Below are 18,338 nucleotides of genomic sequence, written 5' to 3'. Positions count from 1 at the left end.
ATCGCCGTCGGTTGTTCCTTGCCGTTGCAAAGTTAGAAAAGAATGTTTATGTTTGTTTAACCATCTATACAAAAGTCCGATTGATAGGGGGCTAAACCACTGGTTAGAATTTAATTAGTTTCGGCAAGGATTTTTCCAGTGATTATACGCTCCTCAATCTCAACTAGCTTATCCCAAAGGTGCGACTGCTTAAAATGGCTAAAATCAGTAACGGGGATGTAGCGCTTAAACCGTTCGAATAGCTTAAAATTCCAGCTGATTTCACGGTTTTCAATTAGCTCTCGCCAATCCCACTTATCGATAAACTGCTCGATAACCTCAGGGGTGATATGGCTGGCACTTCTTGAAATGGTCTTCCAGTCCCACTTCGATTCAAACCTTTTGATTATCTCCCAATGAGTTGGTCTAGAATCATGATAACGGCATGCAGTTATCGATTCTGTTAGCTCGTTCCAGTCAATTCGTGCCTGGAACTTTTCAATCATTTCAGCTGTCCAAACAATGTCCCTATTCTGGCACAGCTCTGTCCAGTCCCATTGGTCGGCATACTGCTCAAGCAGCTTTTCGCTCCAGGGCAGCTCCGAGTTGGCCGACAATTTCAGCCAAGCATCATTCTCGCGAATGCGCTTAATAAACTCCTCCTCAAAGGATTGTAAGTCATTTCGTGTGGTCATAATTATTCCTCCTGTATTTTGATATTAGTATTATGGAACCAAAAATACAGTGGCGGAACGACTAGGGGTGGCGTTGGGGATATGTAAAGCGATTTGATTTTAATTAAAAAACTAAACGCTTAAATTCTGCAACAAATCCTTCTGCTTCCTTAATAATTTGGTTTTTCGTGTCATCTTCGGATTTGAGTGCTTCAATAAATTCATCTACAGAAATTCTCTCAAGGTTTTGACCTTTAAACATGTCGAATGAAACCCAAGCAACTGGTTTATCATCAAGATTAAAACTCTTTTCACTTTCTAGGCTTTTTCTAATTTTTGAAAAGACTGATTCAGAACCATGAATGATATTGTTATTCTTTGTTCCCCAAAAACAAAACTGAAAACCATCGGAGTCATTAACAAATTCAGTATGAATTGCATATTCACCTATAGTCCAAACCGACTTTTTTGTTTTATTAAGTTCTTCCAATAATTTGGCAACCCATTTCTTACTCATATTAAGGTAGGCTGCATGCGCTTCAGCCAAAGGCTTAATTAAATCAGGAGTTTCACCTAAGAGTTTTTCAATTTCATTTTCCATTTTGCTATTTGTTAACTGGTTTGTCAAGTATTTAGTTAAATCAATGTACTGGGTTAGGGTTTCCCTAAGCGTAGGGTGGTTAAGGGCTTTCTCCTTGCAACTTTCTAGCCAAAGAATAATGTCGCTTTTATAGGAAATGCACTTAAAATCAATGTCAGTTCTGCTATTTAAACTCTCACTACTTGGATCTGACCCATAAAGAGTTAAGTATAGAATATTAAAAATCGTTTTATGCTTTTCTTCTCCATAGTTATGATATCGAAGTATTTGATTCTTTTGATCTTCGGCATAAATTTTATTTTCAATTATGATTGCCCTGCCACATCCATCGGTAACAATAATATCAATCCTACCGCCCTCATCGTAATTTTCTGAAACTGTTCCAATATACTTCTCAATTTCTACCTTAGCTGAGGTGTAATCAATTTCTGCTAGTTTAAGCTTTACAACAAAAAGCCTCAAAAACACATCCCCCTGATCATGACATCCTTTGGGATCAAGCAGTTCGGCAATAAAAGCGGAGTGGGTTCGCACCTCATTTGTAGTTAACCTCAGTATTTTGAAGACATTAAAATTCTCCCCCGTAATCTTTGCAATCTCTTCGTACTTCTTTGATATAGTTGCTACATTATCGAGGAAGTTTCTCAAATTAAGAACATCTTGACTTAAATCCATAGTATAAATTTTATTGTAATTAAACTGAATTGATAATGCTTAAATATTTTCTGAAAAATCTTATTTCACCACAACTGACAGCCATAATACCTAATAGTTCTTTAGCGCCTTTTTCAGTATTGATTTTACTTGGTCTCGAAGATCTGTAGGTTCAAGCACCTTAACCCTATCGCCGTGGGAAATTACCTCCATAACAAAATCTATTGTTATAAATATTTTTAGGCTTACCCTACACTCCTCTTCATTATCAATCAATATGCGCTGAGACCTATGTAAGGGCATCGACTTGATGAACTTTCCCTGAAATGGGGTGAAAGAAAGAACAACCAGACTGGGTTCTGGGGCATTGGGAGACATAATTCCAAAGCAATGATGAAAATGTGAATTCTCGTCAAAATCATTGACCTTAAAGTGCCGCTTGGTTATATCAAGTTCAGTAATTCTGTCAAGTCCAAAGTTTTTGAGTTTACCATCCTTAAAATCCTTCGCAATAATATACCAGCGATTACGATACTCTTTTAATGCGTAGGGTTCTACCGTTCTATCTGATATATCGTCGTCCCAAAATTTACGATAAGTAAATTTTATAACACACTTATTGCGAATGGCGTGGAGCAGACCATTGAAGTTCTCGGTACCCTGGGGTCGTCGCTTCTCAAAATGGATATACTGCGAGATTCGCTCGGAGGTGCTAATAGCATTTATGGTATCGAAAGCTTCAAGAACTCGTTCGTTGGCATCCTCCCCATCCTCCTGTTTTATTCTGTAAACCTTCTGCTTGAAATCAAAACCGATCTCAATGCCGTACATCGATTCAATATCGAACAGGTCGCGTTGAAATGTTCGTTTAGATATCGCATAGTTGTACCCATCAAGCTCACCCTGCTCTTTCAGATAGTCCTCAATCTGGTTAAATGTAGCAGGCGATTTACGCAACCTGTTAATTATTAAGGTGTATCGCCCTAGTGCTTCGCGCTTCGACATAGCATTTTGTATTGGTCTTTTCAAAGATAAAATTTTAGTGCGACAAAATATGTCGAAACCTTGGCGTTTTTCAGTATATCAGTTCCTAAATTCAGGCTCACTCTAACACTTGTCGAAGTGGGCAAAACCATCTCCAGCCCAACGGTGACTTCGACATGCTCAGTCACCGAGGATATAAACTCTGTCAGCGAATGGTTTACAAAAAGCCAATCCGATTACCACACTTTTCTGAGAGGGTTTCGGATCGGCAAAACTCAACCAGCTGCTCAAAGGTGGTTGGAACGGCAGAAATAACCTCCTGCATACTACACTTTCTAACGATGTTATCTATTTGACCACCAGAGAAGCTGAACATCTTGGCTAATGTTTGGCAGTTTGCCTCGGTAAGATCTGGCATCTTCGATTTCCAAATCCTTGCTTTTGTTGCTGTATCGGGATTTTGAATATTCACCTTGAAAAGGAATCGCCTCTCGAATGCGGTATCCATATTATTCACAAGGTTTGTGGTGGCAATAAATATACCTTCGAATTGCTCCAGCTCCTCAAGAATAATGTTCTGAATGGCATTCTCGGTTTGGGCAACATTGGAGGTGGCTACATCCTTTCGTTTGGATATAATGGCATCGGCCTCGTTGAAAAGCAGTATGGGAGCAATTTCTGATTCCTTGAGCAGGGTCTTATAATCGGTAAAAACTCTTTTAATTATCTTTTCACTTTCGCCAAACCACATCGATTTCGACTGGCTGATGTCAACCTTCATAATTTGGCGACCCGTTTTGCGAGCAATTTGAAAAACTGTTTCGGTTTTACCTGTTCCTGATGGTCCGTAAAGCAATACGGTAACCCCCCTGGGCAAGCTCTTGTGGTTAAGGCGCTGCTGAATCTCTTTTAGCTTGATGTCGTTGAGCAGACTGCTAAGCATATCAAGCTGCTCCCCTTCCTTTGGATTAAAGTACAGACTTTTTACCGAAATTTCATTGGGGCAAATTATACCTTTCTGCTTTGCGCTGTTGAAATAAAGTTGAATACCATTCTCCTTAAGCAGGTCTTTTGAGTATTCGGTAAGCTTAATTTGAGCATCGTTAAAAAAAGTGGACTCCTCAATCTCAACTAAATTTAAATCGACAAGGATATTACTTTTATTCAAGAAGTTTTGAATGTATCTGATTTGAATTGAGGCAGAAGAAAAAACCATAGCAAAAAGAGTCTCCATATCCACAGATTCTTTTCCGGTTAGGGTTCTCCAAATAAGCAGGAAGTAAATGAGGGTCTCTTTTATTGGAATATTTAACGATTTCACTTTAGCTACAAACGGAAAAATTTTACCCTGCTGAAGAATACCTTCGGCTTTCATTTGGAACTCGCCCATAGTTATCTCATTATTTTCGAGCTGCTCGCCCAGCTTATAAATCATTTCAAAAATTTCTATTAACGATTCGAAAGCTTCAGGTTTGGTTTCGGGCAATGGCTGATTACTAAGTATAGCCTCGGTAATGTTTTTGTTGATGGTGTACTGAATATTAGCCAGGTGAATATCGACCCTATGCCTCGAACGCTGCTTGTGCAAAATTCCTCTTTTGTAGAGGTCATCTAGCTCATCGGAAAACTCAAGGAGACGCATGGGGTTACACTCCGTGTGCCCTATAATATCTTCCATATCAACGGTATCGCCCTTGTAGTTTAGGGCAAAAACGCTAGCAACAAAGAATGATTGAAACTGGGTGGTTTTAAAGTAGCTAGATATACATTTCAAATCATTACTTACCTCGTTTAAGTAGGAGTCGGTAAGTTTGGAACCCTTAGATTTTTCGTACACATTGCCGATGCTTCTGAGCATCCCCATTTTTAAACTCTTTTCCATACCTTATATTTTTGCTGTAAAGGTATGGTTGGGGTGCGCCAAATTGTGTCGCTATTAAGAAGAGCAAGCTAATTTAATACGAAAAAACTTCGATGGGAAGAATAGTAAAATTCAAAATAATCAGAATAATTGCAGTGCTTATCTCAACAATCAACAGTACTTGCTATTATCTACTTTTGGTTTAACAAATAAGCAGTAACCTCTGGCCAACCAAGAAAATCTCCAGTTCCAAAGTGAATGTGTTCACCCTCAAATTTGGCAGCACCATTATTTAATCTGTCATCAACAAGAAAATGACCCTTGTTTAGGTTCTTGTGGTGCGACAGGATAAGCCTTTTGTATGCATTTTTACCCAGATACTTCTTAACCCATTCAAGTTTATCAATCCAGGCTGAGGGATTTTCCCATGATGCGGTTGAGAGGATATATGTATCGAAGTGCTGGCTTAGCGTGTTAAAGGCCTCAATGGCTCCTTCCATGGGTTTCATCTTACTAAAGACCCCCGGGATCTCATCCAGATCATCTTTAAACCTTTGCTTTGTCTGATCATCGACCTGCGCAACGCCCGATGCAAAATCGACCAGTACGTTGTCCATATCGATATAGAGAATTTTCATTGCGGTTTTTATTCTAACGCTTATTTAGCTTCGCCACACGCATTCGCTGGAAACCATATGTGGATTTGTATGTATATCGCCCCAAATCTCGTGGTAACCGGCACCGACCAATGGAGCTACCCTATACCCCCTCGAAATAAAAGCGGTGCCATCGGCCTCCGAAACGGAGAAGAGGTAATAGTGCATCGGGCTCTCCATTAGCTTGCCAACGAAGGTTAGCACCCGGCTTGGGTATTCCACTCTATCCTGTTCCTTAATAATAAGTTTACTGCTTTTCTCTTGAATTTTATAAAGGTTTTTAATGTGAGTTGTTTTTGGATACTTAATGCTGTACACCCCATTATCCAGATCTTTCAGCACCATCTTTAGGTGATCGATCTGCTTTTGGATAATAAAATCGGCACTCCGAAACTCCCTGTACAAACATGTAAGAGGGAAGGATTTCTGGGAGCTCTCATCAACCTCCTTGGCCAGCTGAGCCAATCGGTCCAACCCAACAGCAGTATCGTGAAGTTCGCCTGTCAGCTTCTTTAGGTTCTCCACCTTTCGCGGAATCCAGGGAAGCTGATCGAGGTTGGGCTCACCATCGGGCACAATGTCTATTGTGCCGATGTAGAGGTTGGTGTCAATTGTATCGGTATTGATCAGTATTGATAGCAACCGATTTATCGTATCGCCAAGCTTTAGCTTTTCGATGGTTTTATGAGGATTCATACTTATTCTGTTTTACTTTAGCCCTATGGTGTGCATCCAATACTCGTAAATCATAACCATAGCAAGGGTATCGAGTTCACAGTACTTAAGCAATCCCTGAATAACCTCCTTGCGCTCGGTTTCTGTCATCTCGGTGAACTGCATCTTGGCAAAAGCAGTTAGGGCAGCACCCCCAGAGTTTAGGTCCTCGTCGGTAATAAACTTTTCAACCTCCTCGGGATCGATATCCTTAAACAGTTTTGGGAGTAGCTTGTATGGATCTTTCACTTCGCCCTCGGCATCGTGCTCTATCCAAACCCATCCATCGTCGAAATTTTTGCTTCTGATTTGGCTATTCCTACCATATATGGGTTTAGAATACTTATCTTGTAGAAACTCTGATCGGCTAAGCACAGCAGGCAGAACGGCCTTAATGGAGTTTGAGCCCCCAGTGCGAGGATCGTAGAAGTAATCCTTAACCATTTGGCACATATCCACCATATCGCGTGGGCCGCCTTTACGTTTCTGTTTCTTATTGTGGGTTATTGAGTTGATAAATTCAATAAGTTCGTCCTTATCGGGCACCTCTTTATAATCGGCTTTTTGCAACTGCCAGTCAATTTGGTTTAGCACCGTGTTCTCGTGCGCTGCAAACCTAAATATTGTGCCGTTGTCTGTCTCCAGCGCTTTCTTCAGCTCACGAAGAAATTCAAAATTGGGAAACTCGCCCCGCTCCAGCTTGATGTACTCATCCTTATGCTCTATGGTTCCATCCTCAAGCATTATGTGATGCGAGAACTGAAAGGCAATGGTCTCGTATGGAGACTGACCTGCATAAAAAGGAATTGCCGCCGTTGATGTTTCGAAGTCGATGAAGTGCAAGGGGTAGGTAAACGAGGTCATAAGTTGTCGCATTCCATCAACATCCAAATAGAAATCATCGTCAAGGTTTTGAACCTTTTCGACCTGCAACCACTGTCGCTCTGCGTTGGAAAGCGTACCGTCGGCTTTTGGTTTTACATCGCCAATATGCTCTTGTAACACATCGTTCATAAAAAAAACACCCTCCTCCACCAAAGTCCCCTTTTGCCTAAAATTCCAAATTTGGCTTACCATAGGTTGTTGCAGCTGCGTATCGGTTAGGTTATGCCAGTGCTTCCAGCACTCGTTAAAACCCGATTTTTTTGATGAATGGTTTCCCTGAAACTCGCAGCCAAAGCAGTGCGCCCCAATGGGAGAAACTATTTTCTTTGCATTTGAGCAGCTTTGCGCCCATTGCTCAATTTTCTCCTCGTAAGGGATTTCTGGTTTCTCGGGATAGATATCATCGTTGATAATTCGGGTAGCAATTTCATTAACATTCACCGTGCTAAGGATTGGGTTTCCCAAGGCTTCTATGGAGGTATCGCCAACCATCTCAACTCCAACGTTTCCTTTCTCGTCCTTCTTGAGTAAAAACTTCTGGTTTAATCCATTAACACTAGCCGTTCTACTTTTATCGGCAAGCATAAGGTAGGCCGTTACATTCCAATGGGGAAACGCCTTTTGGGTAACGTATTTTTGGTAGGCAACGTCCTGCAGGTAATCGTTCCAGCTACCTTTAATAAACCCTTTATTGTCTAAAAACTCATCGGTACCATTGCCGCTGAACGACTTGGCCTTTACTTCTATAAGGATAATGCTGTTCCCCTTTTTCTCTAGAATATCAACTCTTATAAAACAATCGTTGTGGCGTATGGCCGCCTCGTAAATAGTTACGTTCTCCAGCTTAAGCAGCTCGTTGGTTCGATCCAGAGGAATATCATACCCTCTTTCGGTGATATCGTGCCCACCGGGGTAGTAGCATTTGGCCAGCTCGCCCACTTGGTAACCACCCTGGGCCAGCGCCTCAAGGAACTTGTCCTCAGTTTTCTGGTTCTCGTAATCGCGGTTATCGTTATAGAACAGCTTGGTTGGGCAACTCAGGGCCAATTTAAAGCGGGATTTGGTTAGTAGGGGCATGGTAGAAGAGTTTTATTTGTAAAATTAGTTGGCAACTGCGCCAATAGGTGTCGCAGCCTTTATATAGTTAACAGCAGGAAAGTTTTCACCAAAGGATTTTATGTTATTCCTAAATGTTTGTTCATATTCCTCATTTTTCTTCAACTCAACTATCTTGTCGTTTACCAATTCTTCATTAGGAACAATGAAGAATACAACAAAAAAATCTATCTCCTTTTTGTCTATTGATATTTTACTATGGATAAATCCGTTATTCCCAAGATGGTCTTTCTTATCTTTAAACTCTTCAAATCTACTTTGACATATAGGATATATTATGCCACAACTCGATACAGTTTTATAATTCATTAAATTACCAACATAGGTGTGCAACTGGAAAAGATCTTCGCGTTTTACTCCATAAGTAAAATCGAAGTTTTTATACTTTACATCGAAAACGCCGAATGATTCACCATAATCAATAATGATGTCAGGTTTTAGATGGTAGTCGTTATTTTTACTTAACCCACGACTTGTACAGAACTGTTTATCGTCTTTTTTTAGAAGATTGTGATCGTGCCTTACAAGTACTTTGCGAATAAAAAATTCAAAGAGCATTGAAACATCGAAAAGAAAAGCACTTGTGTTATTCTCCGAATTGGAGATATCGCCAAAATTGCTCCGTAAGATGTTTTTAGATAGTTCTATAACCCTGTTATAATCGTTATAATATGGATTAGTTACTCTTTTGGTTGCCAAAGCATCCGAAAGGTTGGGTAAACATCCATTTGTACCCGAAGCAAAGGCTCCACCAATACGGAAGCAATCCAATATAAAGGACTTGTGTTTAGTATTAAGCCGATTGAACACATAGGAAATCAGTCTATTAACGGGATTATTGTAATCGTGCTCACGGTAATTACATAGGTACTTACCTTCACGCGCTTGCCTATTGATATAGTCGTTAATATCAATGTTACCACGTATCTTAATAAGATCTTCACTCTTATTTACGTATTGTTTGGGTAGTCCTAATCGAAAAGCCTTTTTAAGAGCACTTTTCCAGAGAAAAACAGCAATCCATTCGGAAAAACCATTATTTGAAACTGAGCCATAGTCGGGCATCTCGAGAAAACCATCGGAGTAGCTAATTAGCTTCAATAGGAACTTATTGCCAAAACGGGATGATATTTCAATACTTATATCTGGCGTTTTAACAAAACCTATCAGATTACCAGTTTGTACTGCAAAGTTCTCAGAATTCCATCCAATTACATCAATAAAATTATCGCGGGTATTATGGTCATACTCCTTGCCACCAAAAAGATGAACATTGGCTACAATGAACTTTTCATCCTGTAAGTTTTTATTAATTTTTTGAGATATATCTGAAACATACCCCTTTAACTGCAAGTGTCTTTTTTGCCATTTTTTGCAAGACAAACTAATATTGTTGTTTAGTTCAAAAAAGACATCCCTAACGGATTTAATATCTTTGGTGATAATAAAATCGATACGAGAATTGTCAGTGAGGTTTATTACTATCATCTCTTTAGTATTACTTCTCTTAAAAAAAAGAATTCTTCAATTTACTAATCTCACCTTTATTTTCCCCCATACCCCTAAAGTACTCTTCTAGTATGGGCTGAATATGTTTCTCCCAAATTTTTTCTTTATACTGTTTGGGTTGTAAACCAGTATATTGTTCACGTTTCATAAGGTACGAATGACCTATCTGATAATCTTCGCCTAGCAGCGGATTTTTTTTAATTTCCTCATTTAGTTTCTTTAATCCATCTACAATTTTAGCGTTTTCCTCTTTAAAGTCTCTTTCATTGAAATACTCTTCAAGAACTTCATAGTTTGGATCAATTCGTTGCCATAGGAACCTGCGTCTAAGTGCGAAGTCGAAACTCTCTACGCTACGGTCAATGGTATTCATTGTACCAATAATATATACATTGTGAGGTATAAAGAAATAGTTATTATCCCCTTCTTTGTAGAAGATGTTTTTCTCAGATGCTAGTTCTGAATACTGAGTTTTTACCTTTCCGCTATACCCTCTATACTCCAAGCAAAACATTAACTCCCCAAAAACGCGTGAAAGTTCGGCTCGGTTTATTTCATCGATAACAAAGAAGTATGGGGGAATGAGGTCTTTAATAAGCTGCTCATCTTTATCTTTACCTTCAATAATTTTGTTTATTTCCGGCAGGCTTTCCTTCTTCCCTTCCTCAGTTTCCTTCGCCTCCTTCGCCTCCTTCGCCTCCTTTGCCTCCTTCGCCTCCTTCGCTTTCTTTGCTTTCTTAATATCTTCTAAAGTAAGCGTTTCGTAATTTTCTTTTCCTAAGCCAAGATTGTAGAGTTCAAGTTCCCACTTAGCGGCTTTTCTACAGAAAGATTTGAATATTCCATCTTTAAGTTCTAACTGTGTGGAGCCTTCTGCAATTTTTGAGGGACGAATCCCCTCAATAAAATCCTCATAGGTATAGGAAGGATGAAATTGAACAAACTCATAGTGTTCCTTAAAAACGTTGTCGTAGCTTTTATTAATATTCCACGAGTCAAAATAATTTTCGCATTCTTGTGCTGTTAAGTAGGTTTTACCTGTTCCTGGTGCACCATACTTAATAATTTGTTTGCTAATGGAGAAATCAGTACTGAAGTATATATATAGATACCATGCAAAGTTGTTTCTACATGATTGATATTCCTTGTTAACTTCATGTTCAATTTCCTCATCTAATATTTTACAAATGGCATTGTTTTTCTCATACCAATTTTCTATTAACTTGTTTTTATCATTGAATTTCTTATTTAAAAGATTATTTGAATCGCTAGTTAGCTCATCTTTAATTTCTTTGAATTTGAACAACAACTTATTCACTTGTTCCTCACCAGGGATATTACATAGTTCTTCGGGTTTAAGGGCACATAAAACTCTGTTGTAAACAATCGGCATATTTCTTTTCTCTGATTTGAATCCTAACTTGCCGATTTCCTTCGAATCTGCTTGATATTTAAGATTTTCTTCTTTTTTTATTGTTTGTATTGTTACAGCTATAAGTTTTGTGTTATTATCAGATAAATCAACATAGTTTCCTCCATGAGACCCCAAGCCGTTATGTTTGGAGTGAAATAGGTGCTTCAAAAAATTTTCTTCTTTACTACCATACTTGGTATCTTTTGTAATATCATTTTCCTTAATGAATGTTGTTATTTCATCATATTCAGTATTGCCTTTGTGGTTTTTCAACCACTCTTGAAATAAATCATTAATAAGTCCCATTTCTTTTAATGTTATTAGTTAGTAAAATCATTTTTATGTCGTACCAATTTATTTGATATCCTCTCCGGCTTTTCCACACCTACCTTATGCAAATCAAAATCAAACCAAATAGTCAAATCGCATAATTCTAATTACGCTAGAAGTCAATATTATAAAACTTTCCAGTATTGAGGTTATGTTTTATGTCGGCAATATAGTCTTCTTGATTTTCGTAGAAATTGGGCCAAAAGCTATTGCTATAATGCCACAATAGATCGGCAACATCATTGTGCACTAACGCTAAGCTATCCAAATACATTCTATACCTTTCAATACAGAAATAGTCTTCATCATATTCATCTGAACCGCTATTCATTTTATCAATAGGAAACCCCTGTACTTGGTACCCTCTTTCTACGCAGTAGCTAATTATAAGGTCTTCGGCCTCTAGTTCAATTATCTCAGCATATTTAACTCCATCTAGGCTATCATCAATATCAGAGTGTTCTTTAGCAAGTGAAGTAATTTTTTGTTTAATACTTAAAATATCCATTGTCACCTGTGTTGGTTTAAGAAAATACGATTTCAGATTTCAAAATACACATTAGCAAATAATTACATACCCACCCGATTATTTGTTTTTAATGGCAAAAGTGACAATACAAGTATATTGTAATACTATGTGGTAGATAGCTTCTCATTTCCCGCTCAAACTGTTATGTGTGTTAACTAAGATTAATGCTTAAATGGCACCAGTTTATATGTTATCCTCTCGGCCTTTTCATCTTCACCCTTATACAAATCAAAGTTATACCAAATGGTAAAATCGCGTTCGCCTAGGTCGCTTTCATCAACCAGCAGGGTTGAGTTTGGTGGTAGGCTACCCATCTCCTTTATAAACACGCTGGTATTTACCAGCTCATCGTCAAAAAAAGTGTAGCCTCCAGTTTCTTTTACTACACGACTATAATTTGTAGTGGTTGGGTTTACTAAATGTACCTGAAACTTATACGCTTTGGCCTGTTCTGAATACTTTAGGTAGGGCTTTTCTGTTTTCTCCATATTTGTGTTTCTAAAAATAGCAATTTCTATTTGTTTTACCTAATAATGTAAAAGTAACATTACACTACGTCAAAGTATGACACAGTTGAAAGAAGTTAAAAAACTCTGAGCAACAAAAGTTCTTAGGGAGTGTTACGCAAGACAAGTTATTAAAGGGGTGTAAAAATCTTGCTAATACGACGGAGCAATTTTTTTCACAGTGCTCAGTAAATAGTTACATACGAATATTACATCCGCCGCAACGCTAAAAATAGGGCTCGTAGGCTTTCCAATACCCAAACCTTTCAATTTTCTCGAATATCCAAAAGGGGCTCTTCTTGCACTTGGAGTATTGTAGGCAGTTCAACTCTCCGCAAATAGTGTTCTAGTTGGTTGCACTAAAAATGCAGGTCTCTAGAAAATAAAAAAAAGAATATCAGCGATTGGCCAATCCACACAACTTGCCTTTGCTACTCCTCTCCGATGCTAAAAGCATTGAATACAGAGAATAAACCCTAAATATCAATCTTGTTCCTAGTTGACCCTAATACTTACAGGGCAAAACCCTCTTGATCAAGGATTAGCTCAATATTCTCTAGGCAGGTCATATCAATTCAGTTTAAAAGGTCTTGGTAAATCCTATAGAAATCTTCGTTGGCTTTAAGAAAAGCTTGGCTTAATGTTAGATCACCAAATTGCTGCTCGAAGGATTGTAAACTGAGGTGGTGAACGTTTGGGAAAATGGCTAGTTTGGCTAGGGTTACCATTGCGAAAGCATTTCGTTCCTTCCCTTCACAGGGAAATGGTGTACAGCAGATGGTTTGAAAGGATTTGCCATTGGCGTAGAGCCACTGCGTGAGGATCTCGGTTAGCCTCGACCCAGTGTATCCTCCCAAGCCCGATAGCAGGATAAAATGGCGGTCGTTACTAAAAATATCAAGCAAGGAATCGAGTATGGGCAGCAGGGTTGTCCTATCAAAATCGGCAATCATATCTGGTGTTAATGAATAGGTTGGTGAGTCGTGCCCCGGATGCTTAAACGGGATATACTCAACTGACGTGTTGCTTTGCCTCTTGGGGTATGTTATACAGGTAAAATGAGCTTTCACGCCCTTGCGCTGGATGTGCTCTACCACATTGCTACCACCACCCCCTACCCCTACAAAATGAGGAGGTTTATTGTTTTTCAAAGATTTGCTAGTGTTCATATCCATCTACATTTGCTTTGTTTTGGGCAAATGTAGGTTTGGGGTAGGACAATTGGTGTCGCTGGTTGGATGTGAATTTAATTTTTCACACAATCCATTTGGGCAACTCCCAAAAGCATTCGTAATTGTAGGTTTCAAGTATCTTTCTATGAAATCAACAATGCGTTTACACGTTTTATCTCATTGAACATAAGTACCAACTTATGGTTCAACTCTAACGCAAAATAATAATTTCACACTGTATCCCTACAAACAACAAACCCGCTGCAAACAAATAGTTCACAGCGGGTTACGTTTTATAAAAGTGCCCAGGACAAGATTCGAACTTGCACACCCTAACGGGCACCAGCCCCTCAAGCTGGCGTGTCTACCGATTCCACCACCTGGGCAGAACACTTTTATTTTATTACAAAAAGAACATCTATTCTATACTAAGAACTCCCTCAACTGGCGGGTTTACCAACCTGCCTGTCGCGTTTTTTGACAGGTTCCGCCATCTGGGCAAACATAAACTTGGGGCGCTTCACAGAACCTAAGGCCGTTAATTACTCCTTACGACCTTTTCTTACGATGGCGGGAGCTCGTCCCTCGGTTCCGCCATCTGTCCTAATTGCGGATGCAAATTTAACAAATAATTGCTTATGCAAACACCAATCTAATAATTTTTGAGGAGCTAGACTATTTTTTTCTACTACAGAGATTTTTCTAGCATACCCTTGTCATCCTCCTTGAACCCCAACTTAGCAAGATACTGATCATGCTTCTTACTCGACTTTTCGGCCACTAATTTTCTAAAGCCCATTTCCAAAAATCGGGATCTAAGGTTGTTGTAAACAAATCTTCCACTCTTAAAATCACGTAGCTCTGGGATGGCATAATCCAACTCAACTTTTAAAACCCCATTGTCGAGTCGTTTTGCCAAGAATAGCCCAGCTATGGACATGTTGCGGAGTACAAAGAAATTAACATCACTATCATCGGGACAGTATTCAAAATCAGGAAAATACCTCTTAATATCTTGCTTGTAGAATGATATAAAACGCACAAGGTAGTTACTATCAGGCTTCGCCTCAATCACCTCAAAAACCTCTTTCTTTGAGAAAAACAGGTACAGGTAGTACACATCCACCAGCACAATAAAACCGTTCATCACGCCTACAGGTATCGATCCTATCAAAAAACCATAAGCCGAAAATAGTCCAGCTCCAATCAGGTTAATTACTCTAAACTTAACCAAAGAACTCATTGCCATCGAAAGAGCAATAAGTATCGAAGCCAAGTATCCAATCCACTCAAGTATGCTAATTTCCATAATCCAAAAAGTTTATTTATTCGGCAAAGATAAAAAATCCCATATATTTGCTAACTGCTTTTATCATGGTTAGGATGATTTACAAACTCAAAAAGACTTATTATACCCCTAATCCTTTTGCCCTTTGCATTGTCAAAACGTTATTATAACCGATTTCAATAAAAATTCATTAATCGTATTCAAAATGAAAAAACTGTTACAAAGATTTTCATCATTGGCGATAGCCCTATGGATATCATCGTCACTATTGGCTAACGACACAGAGCAATGGATTAGGTATTCAGCCATATCGCCAAATGGTAATACCATTGCCTTTACCTTTAAAGGTAATATCTTCACCGTACCAACTCAGGGTGGTGAGGCCAAGCAAATCACCTTCCTTCAGGCGCACGATTTTATGCCCGTTTGGAGCAACGATGGTTCAAAAATCAGCTTTGCATCCAACCGTTTTGGCGATTTTGATGTATTTATTATTGATGCGCAGGGTGGCGAGGCTAAAAGGCTCACCTTTCACTCTGCCGACGAATTCCCTTACACGTTCACCGCTAACGACCAAGAGATCATCTTTGGAGGACAGCGCCTGGATGCTGTTAATCACAGGCAGTACCCAACGGGATCGCAACCCGAGGTTTACACCGTGCCCACAAAAGGGGGGCGTGTAAATCAGCTGTGGACAATTCCCGCCGAAATGGTCCGAGTTAGCACTGATGGCAAAACCATGGTATACCATGATAAGAAGGGTGGTGAAAACGAATGGCGCAAGCATCATCGTTCGGCTGTTACCCGCGATATCTGGAGTTATGATGTTGAGACTAACCAGCATAAAATGATAACCGCCTTTGAAGGGGAGGATAGAAATCCCGTATTTGCCAATAGCGACCAAAGCATATACTACCTAAGCGAGCAAAACGGAACATTCAATGTGCACCGATTGAGCCTAGATAACCCCAGCAATGTGGAGCAAATATCGCACTTTGAGCTACACCCCGTTCGGTTCCTCAGCATCAGCAATTCAGGAACCCTTTGCTACACGCATCACGGCAATTTATATACGCAAATTCCCGGTAGCGAACCCCAAAAGGTTGATGTTACCATTCGTACAGGATTACTTGCTAACGATGAGCAGATAATACCCGTTACGGGCAACGTAAGCGAGATGGCCGTATCGCCCGATGGCAAAGAGATTGCCTACATTGTTCGGGGCGAAGTATTTGCATCATCAGTGGAAGGGAATTTCACAAAACGTATTACCAACACCGTTGAGCAGGAGCGCTTTGTTAGCTTTACGCCCGATGGTAAATCGATAGTTTACGCAAGCCAGCGCAACTCCACTTGGGGCATTTACAAAACATCAAGGGTGAAAAAGAACGAACCCTTCTTCTCCGCCTCTACCCTACTAAGCGAGGAGAAAGTAATTGAAAACGATAACGACAACTACCAACCCAAGGTATCGCCCGATGGTAAGGAGATTGCCTTTATCGAAAATCGTAGGCACTTGAAGATTTACAATTTTGAAACTAAGCAGATTCGCGAGATACTTGGTCCCGACAAGCTTTTCTACATGCGCGATGGCGATCAGCAGTTCGAGTGGAGCCCTGACAGCAAGTGGTTGTTGGCGCGTTACTCCCCATCGTTGGGCGTTAGCGAAGTGGTGCTTCTCGATGCCTCTGGCGAGCAGGAGATGATTAACCTTACCGAGAGTGGTTTTGGCGATGGTTCAGCCAAATGGATAAACGAGGGCAAGCAAATCATGTGGTTTAGCGATAGGCACGGTCTGCGTTCGCACGCCAACAGCGGAACCCGCCAAAGCGATGTTTACTCATTTTTCCTTACCCGCGATAGCTGGGATAAGTTCAACTTGAGCAAGGACGAGTACGACCTTTGGAAAGAGATTGAAAAACTTGAAAAGAATGATAGCAAGAGCGATAAGCAGGACGATAAGAAAAAGAAGAAGAGCAAGAAGGAGGACGAAAAGGTAGACTCTACGCTTATCAAAATAGACTGGGATGGACTTCGCGATCGTAAGAAGCGCCTAACCATCCACTCGTCGAGCCTAGCCGATGCGGTGCTATCAAAAGATGGGGAAACGCTATACTACCTCGCCCGTTTCGAGAAGGGTTTCAACCTTTGGAGCACTAACCTTCGCACCCAAGAGACTAAGATGATTGTTCCGCTCGATGCAAGATCGGCCAAGCTGGAGTGGAGCAAAGATATGAGCAAACTTTTCCTGCTCTCCAACGGAAGGATATCGACAATCGATCTCAAGGCGAACCGCAACACCCCCATCAGTATAAAAGGGGAACTCACGCTTAACATTTCCGACGAACGCCACGAGATGTTTAACCATGTTTGGAAGCGTAACAAGGCCATGTTCTACATATCCGATTTCCACGGCGCTCCTTGGGATAAACTTTACGATGAGTATCAACCCAAGGTTGACTTGGTTGGAAACGACATTGAATTCACCGAGCTACTCTCCGAAATGCTCGGCGAGCTAAACGTATCGCATAGTGGTGCTAGATATAGATACAGCGACCCCAACGGTACCCAAACCGCCTCGCTGGGTATTTTTATCGACTATAATCACACCGAGAACGGAGTAAAAATAGCCGAGATTATGCAGTTTGGGCCAATGGACAAGGAGCATATCAAAGTAAAGCCCGGCATGATTATTCAGAAAATTGATGGTGAGGAGATTACCAATGACGTAGACTATGCCAAGTTTCTTAACCGTAAGTCCGACAGATTCACCTCTTTAGAAGTGTTTGACCCCGCTAACAACAATACTTTTCATGCCACGGTAAAACCCATTACCTTTAGAGAGGAGAACTCCTTGCTATACGATAGGTGGGTAAAACAAAACGAGAAACTTGTTGAGCAGCTAAGCGATGGTAAGCTGGGTTACGTTCATATACCCGGTATGAGCGATGATCCCTATCGTAACACATACGAAAGGGCAATGGGTAGGTATGCCAACACCAAGGGCTTAATTATTGACACTCGCTTTAATGGCGGTGGCGACTTGGTTAGCGATTTGGCCATGTTCCTCACAGGGAAAGAGTTTATTGAGTACGCCATCGAAACCCGCACCCTCGGATACGAGCCAACTGCCCGCTGGACCAAACCCACCGTGGCTCTTGTGAACGAAGCCAACTACAGCGATGGGCATTGTTTTGCCTGTGGATATCAGGATTTAGGCATTGGTAAGCTAATTGGGATGCCCGTACCGGGCACTTGTAGTTTTGCTGGTTGGGAAATGCTGCAGAACGGAAGGATTATGTGGGGATCAATACCCGTTAGCGCAAAAAATATGGATGGGGAATGGTTGGAGAATAACCAAACCGTTCCCGATATTGTGGTTAAGAATATGCCCGGTGATATTGATAATGGCCGCGACGAGCAGCTAGAGGTAGCTATAAAGGAGCTTTTGAAAGATATCTAAGAT

14 protein-coding genes and 1 tRNA gene are annotated in these 18,338 nt (G+C 40.3%); 1 reads left to right on the top strand and 14 read right to left on the bottom strand.

Going from position 1 to position 18,338, the window contains the following annotated elements:
• Positions 1–110 precede the first annotated feature (110 nt).
• The 14 genes from G8O23_RS10760 to G8O23_RS10695 form a co-directional block, all read right to left on the bottom strand.
• Entirely contained in the window at positions 111–674 is a 564-nt protein-coding gene (locus G8O23_RS10760) for a hypothetical protein (RefSeq protein ID WP_166364666.1), read from the bottom strand.
• A gap of 103 nt (positions 675–777) precedes the next feature.
• A complete protein-coding gene (locus tag G8O23_RS10755) occupies positions 778–1,929 on the bottom strand; it encodes a PDDEXK-like family protein (RefSeq protein ID WP_166364664.1) in 1,152 nt (383 codons plus the stop codon).
• A 90-nt stretch (positions 1,930–2,019) separates the two neighbouring features.
• The gene (locus tag G8O23_RS10750) at positions 2,020–2,937 is read right to left on the bottom strand and encodes a helix-turn-helix transcriptional regulator (RefSeq protein WP_219932490.1); all 918 of its coding nucleotides are present in this window, start codon (positions 2,935–2,937) and stop codon (positions 2,020–2,022) included.
• A 172-nt stretch (positions 2,938–3,109) separates the two neighbouring features.
• The gene (locus G8O23_RS10745) at positions 3,110–4,774 is read right to left on the bottom strand and encodes an AAA family ATPase (protein ID WP_166364662.1); all 1,665 of its coding nucleotides are present in this window, start codon (positions 4,772–4,774) and stop codon (positions 3,110–3,112) included.
• A 170-nt stretch (positions 4,775–4,944) separates the two neighbouring features.
• A complete protein-coding gene (locus G8O23_RS10740) occupies positions 4,945–5,391 on the bottom strand; it encodes a 5' nucleotidase, NT5C type (RefSeq protein ID WP_166364660.1) in 447 nt (148 codons plus the stop codon).
• Positions 5,392–5,415: 24 nt separating this feature from the next.
• Positions 5,416–6,105 (bottom strand): hypothetical protein, encoded by a 690-nt coding sequence (locus tag G8O23_RS10735; RefSeq protein ID WP_166364658.1) that lies wholly within the window; start codon positions 6,103–6,105, stop codon positions 5,416–5,418.
• A 12-nt stretch (positions 6,106–6,117) separates the two neighbouring features.
• The gene (locus tag G8O23_RS10730; RefSeq protein WP_166364656.1) at positions 6,118–8,085 is read right to left on the bottom strand and encodes a DUF2779 domain-containing protein; all 1,968 of its coding nucleotides are present in this window, start codon (positions 8,083–8,085) and stop codon (positions 6,118–6,120) included.
• A gap of 24 nt (positions 8,086–8,109) precedes the next feature.
• A complete protein-coding gene (locus tag G8O23_RS10725) occupies positions 8,110–9,612 on the bottom strand; it encodes a 5-methylcytosine restriction system specificity protein McrC (protein ID WP_166364654.1) in 1,503 nt (500 codons plus the stop codon).
• Between the two features lie 19 nt (positions 9,613–9,631).
• A complete protein-coding gene (locus tag G8O23_RS10720) occupies positions 9,632–11,353 on the bottom strand; it encodes an McrB family protein (RefSeq protein ID WP_166364652.1) in 1,722 nt (573 codons plus the stop codon).
• Between the two features lie 136 nt (positions 11,354–11,489).
• Positions 11,490–11,885, bottom strand: a complete 396-nt coding sequence (locus tag G8O23_RS10715; RefSeq protein ID WP_166364650.1) for a hypothetical protein — start codon at positions 11,883–11,885, stop codon at positions 11,490–11,492.
• 182 nt (positions 11,886–12,067) lie between these two features.
• Complete coding sequence (locus G8O23_RS10710; RefSeq protein WP_166364648.1) at positions 12,068–12,394, bottom strand: hypothetical protein; 327 nt, start codon at positions 12,392–12,394, stop codon at positions 12,068–12,070.
• A 593-nt stretch (positions 12,395–12,987) separates the two neighbouring features.
• A complete protein-coding gene (locus G8O23_RS10705; protein WP_166364646.1) occupies positions 12,988–13,581 on the bottom strand; it encodes an FtsZ/tubulin family protein in 594 nt (197 codons plus the stop codon).
• A gap of 305 nt (positions 13,582–13,886) precedes the next feature.
• Positions 13,887–13,970, bottom strand: a tRNA-Leu gene (locus tag G8O23_RS10700).
• Between the two features lie 302 nt (positions 13,971–14,272).
• Complete coding sequence (locus tag G8O23_RS10695) at positions 14,273–14,893, bottom strand: YgjV family protein (protein WP_166364644.1); 621 nt, start codon at positions 14,891–14,893, stop codon at positions 14,273–14,275.
• A gap of 184 nt (positions 14,894–15,077) precedes the next feature.
• Here G8O23_RS10695 and G8O23_RS10690 point away from each other — a divergent pair, with 184 nt between their 5' ends.
• Entirely contained in the window at positions 15,078–18,335 is a 3,258-nt protein-coding gene (locus G8O23_RS10690; RefSeq protein ID WP_166364642.1) for a S41 family peptidase, read from the top strand.
• Positions 18,336–18,338 lie beyond the last annotated feature (3 nt).

Origin of the sequence: Perlabentimonas gracilis, assembly GCF_011174675.1 — a bacterium.
Classification (GTDB): domain Bacteria; phylum Bacteroidota; class Bacteroidia; order Bacteroidales; family Tenuifilaceae; genus Perlabentimonas; species Perlabentimonas gracilis.
This window is presented reverse-complemented; position numbering and strand designations above follow the sequence as displayed.

What these genes read in the sequence shown, in the direction of transcription:
- G8O23_RS10715 (WP_166364650.1), bottom strand. Translation starts at nt 11,885, where the DNA reads ATGGATATTTTAAGTATTAAACAAAAAATTACTTCACTTGCTAAAGAA.
- G8O23_RS10725 (WP_166364654.1), bottom strand. Translation starts at nt 9,612, where the DNA reads ATGATAGTAATAAACCTCACTGACAATTCTCGTATCGATTTTATTATC.
- G8O23_RS10745 (WP_166364662.1), bottom strand. Translation starts at nt 4,774, where the DNA reads ATGGAAAAGAGTTTAAAAATGGGGATGCTCAGAAGCATCGGCAATGTG.
- G8O23_RS10720 (WP_166364652.1), bottom strand. Translation starts at nt 11,353, where the DNA reads ATGGGACTTATTAATGATTTATTTCAAGAGTGGTTGAAAAACCACAAA.
- G8O23_RS10760 (WP_166364666.1), bottom strand. Translation starts at nt 674, where the DNA reads ATGACCACACGAAATGACTTACAATCCTTTGAGGAGGAGTTTATTAAG.
- G8O23_RS10710 (WP_166364648.1), bottom strand. Translation starts at nt 12,394, where the DNA reads ATGGAGAAAACAGAAAAGCCCTACCTAAAGTATTCAGAACAGGCCAAA.
- G8O23_RS10705 (WP_166364646.1), bottom strand. Translation starts at nt 13,581, where the DNA reads ATGAACACTAGCAAATCTTTGAAAAACAATAAACCTCCTCATTTTGTA.
- G8O23_RS10740 (WP_166364660.1), bottom strand. Translation starts at nt 5,391, where the DNA reads ATGAAAATTCTCTATATCGATATGGACAACGTACTGGTCGATTTTGCA.
- G8O23_RS10735 (WP_166364658.1), bottom strand. Translation starts at nt 6,105, where the DNA reads ATGAATCCTCATAAAACCATCGAAAAGCTAAAGCTTGGCGATACGATA.
- G8O23_RS10755 (WP_166364664.1), bottom strand. Translation starts at nt 1,929, where the DNA reads ATGGATTTAAGTCAAGATGTTCTTAATTTGAGAAACTTCCTCGATAAT.
- G8O23_RS10730 (WP_166364656.1), bottom strand. Translation starts at nt 8,085, where the DNA reads ATGCCCCTACTAACCAAATCCCGCTTTAAATTGGCCCTGAGTTGCCCA.
- G8O23_RS10690 (WP_166364642.1), top strand. Translation starts at nt 15,078, where the DNA reads ATGAAAAAACTGTTACAAAGATTTTCATCATTGGCGATAGCCCTATGG.
- G8O23_RS10695 (WP_166364644.1), bottom strand. Translation starts at nt 14,893, where the DNA reads ATGGAAATTAGCATACTTGAGTGGATTGGATACTTGGCTTCGATACTT.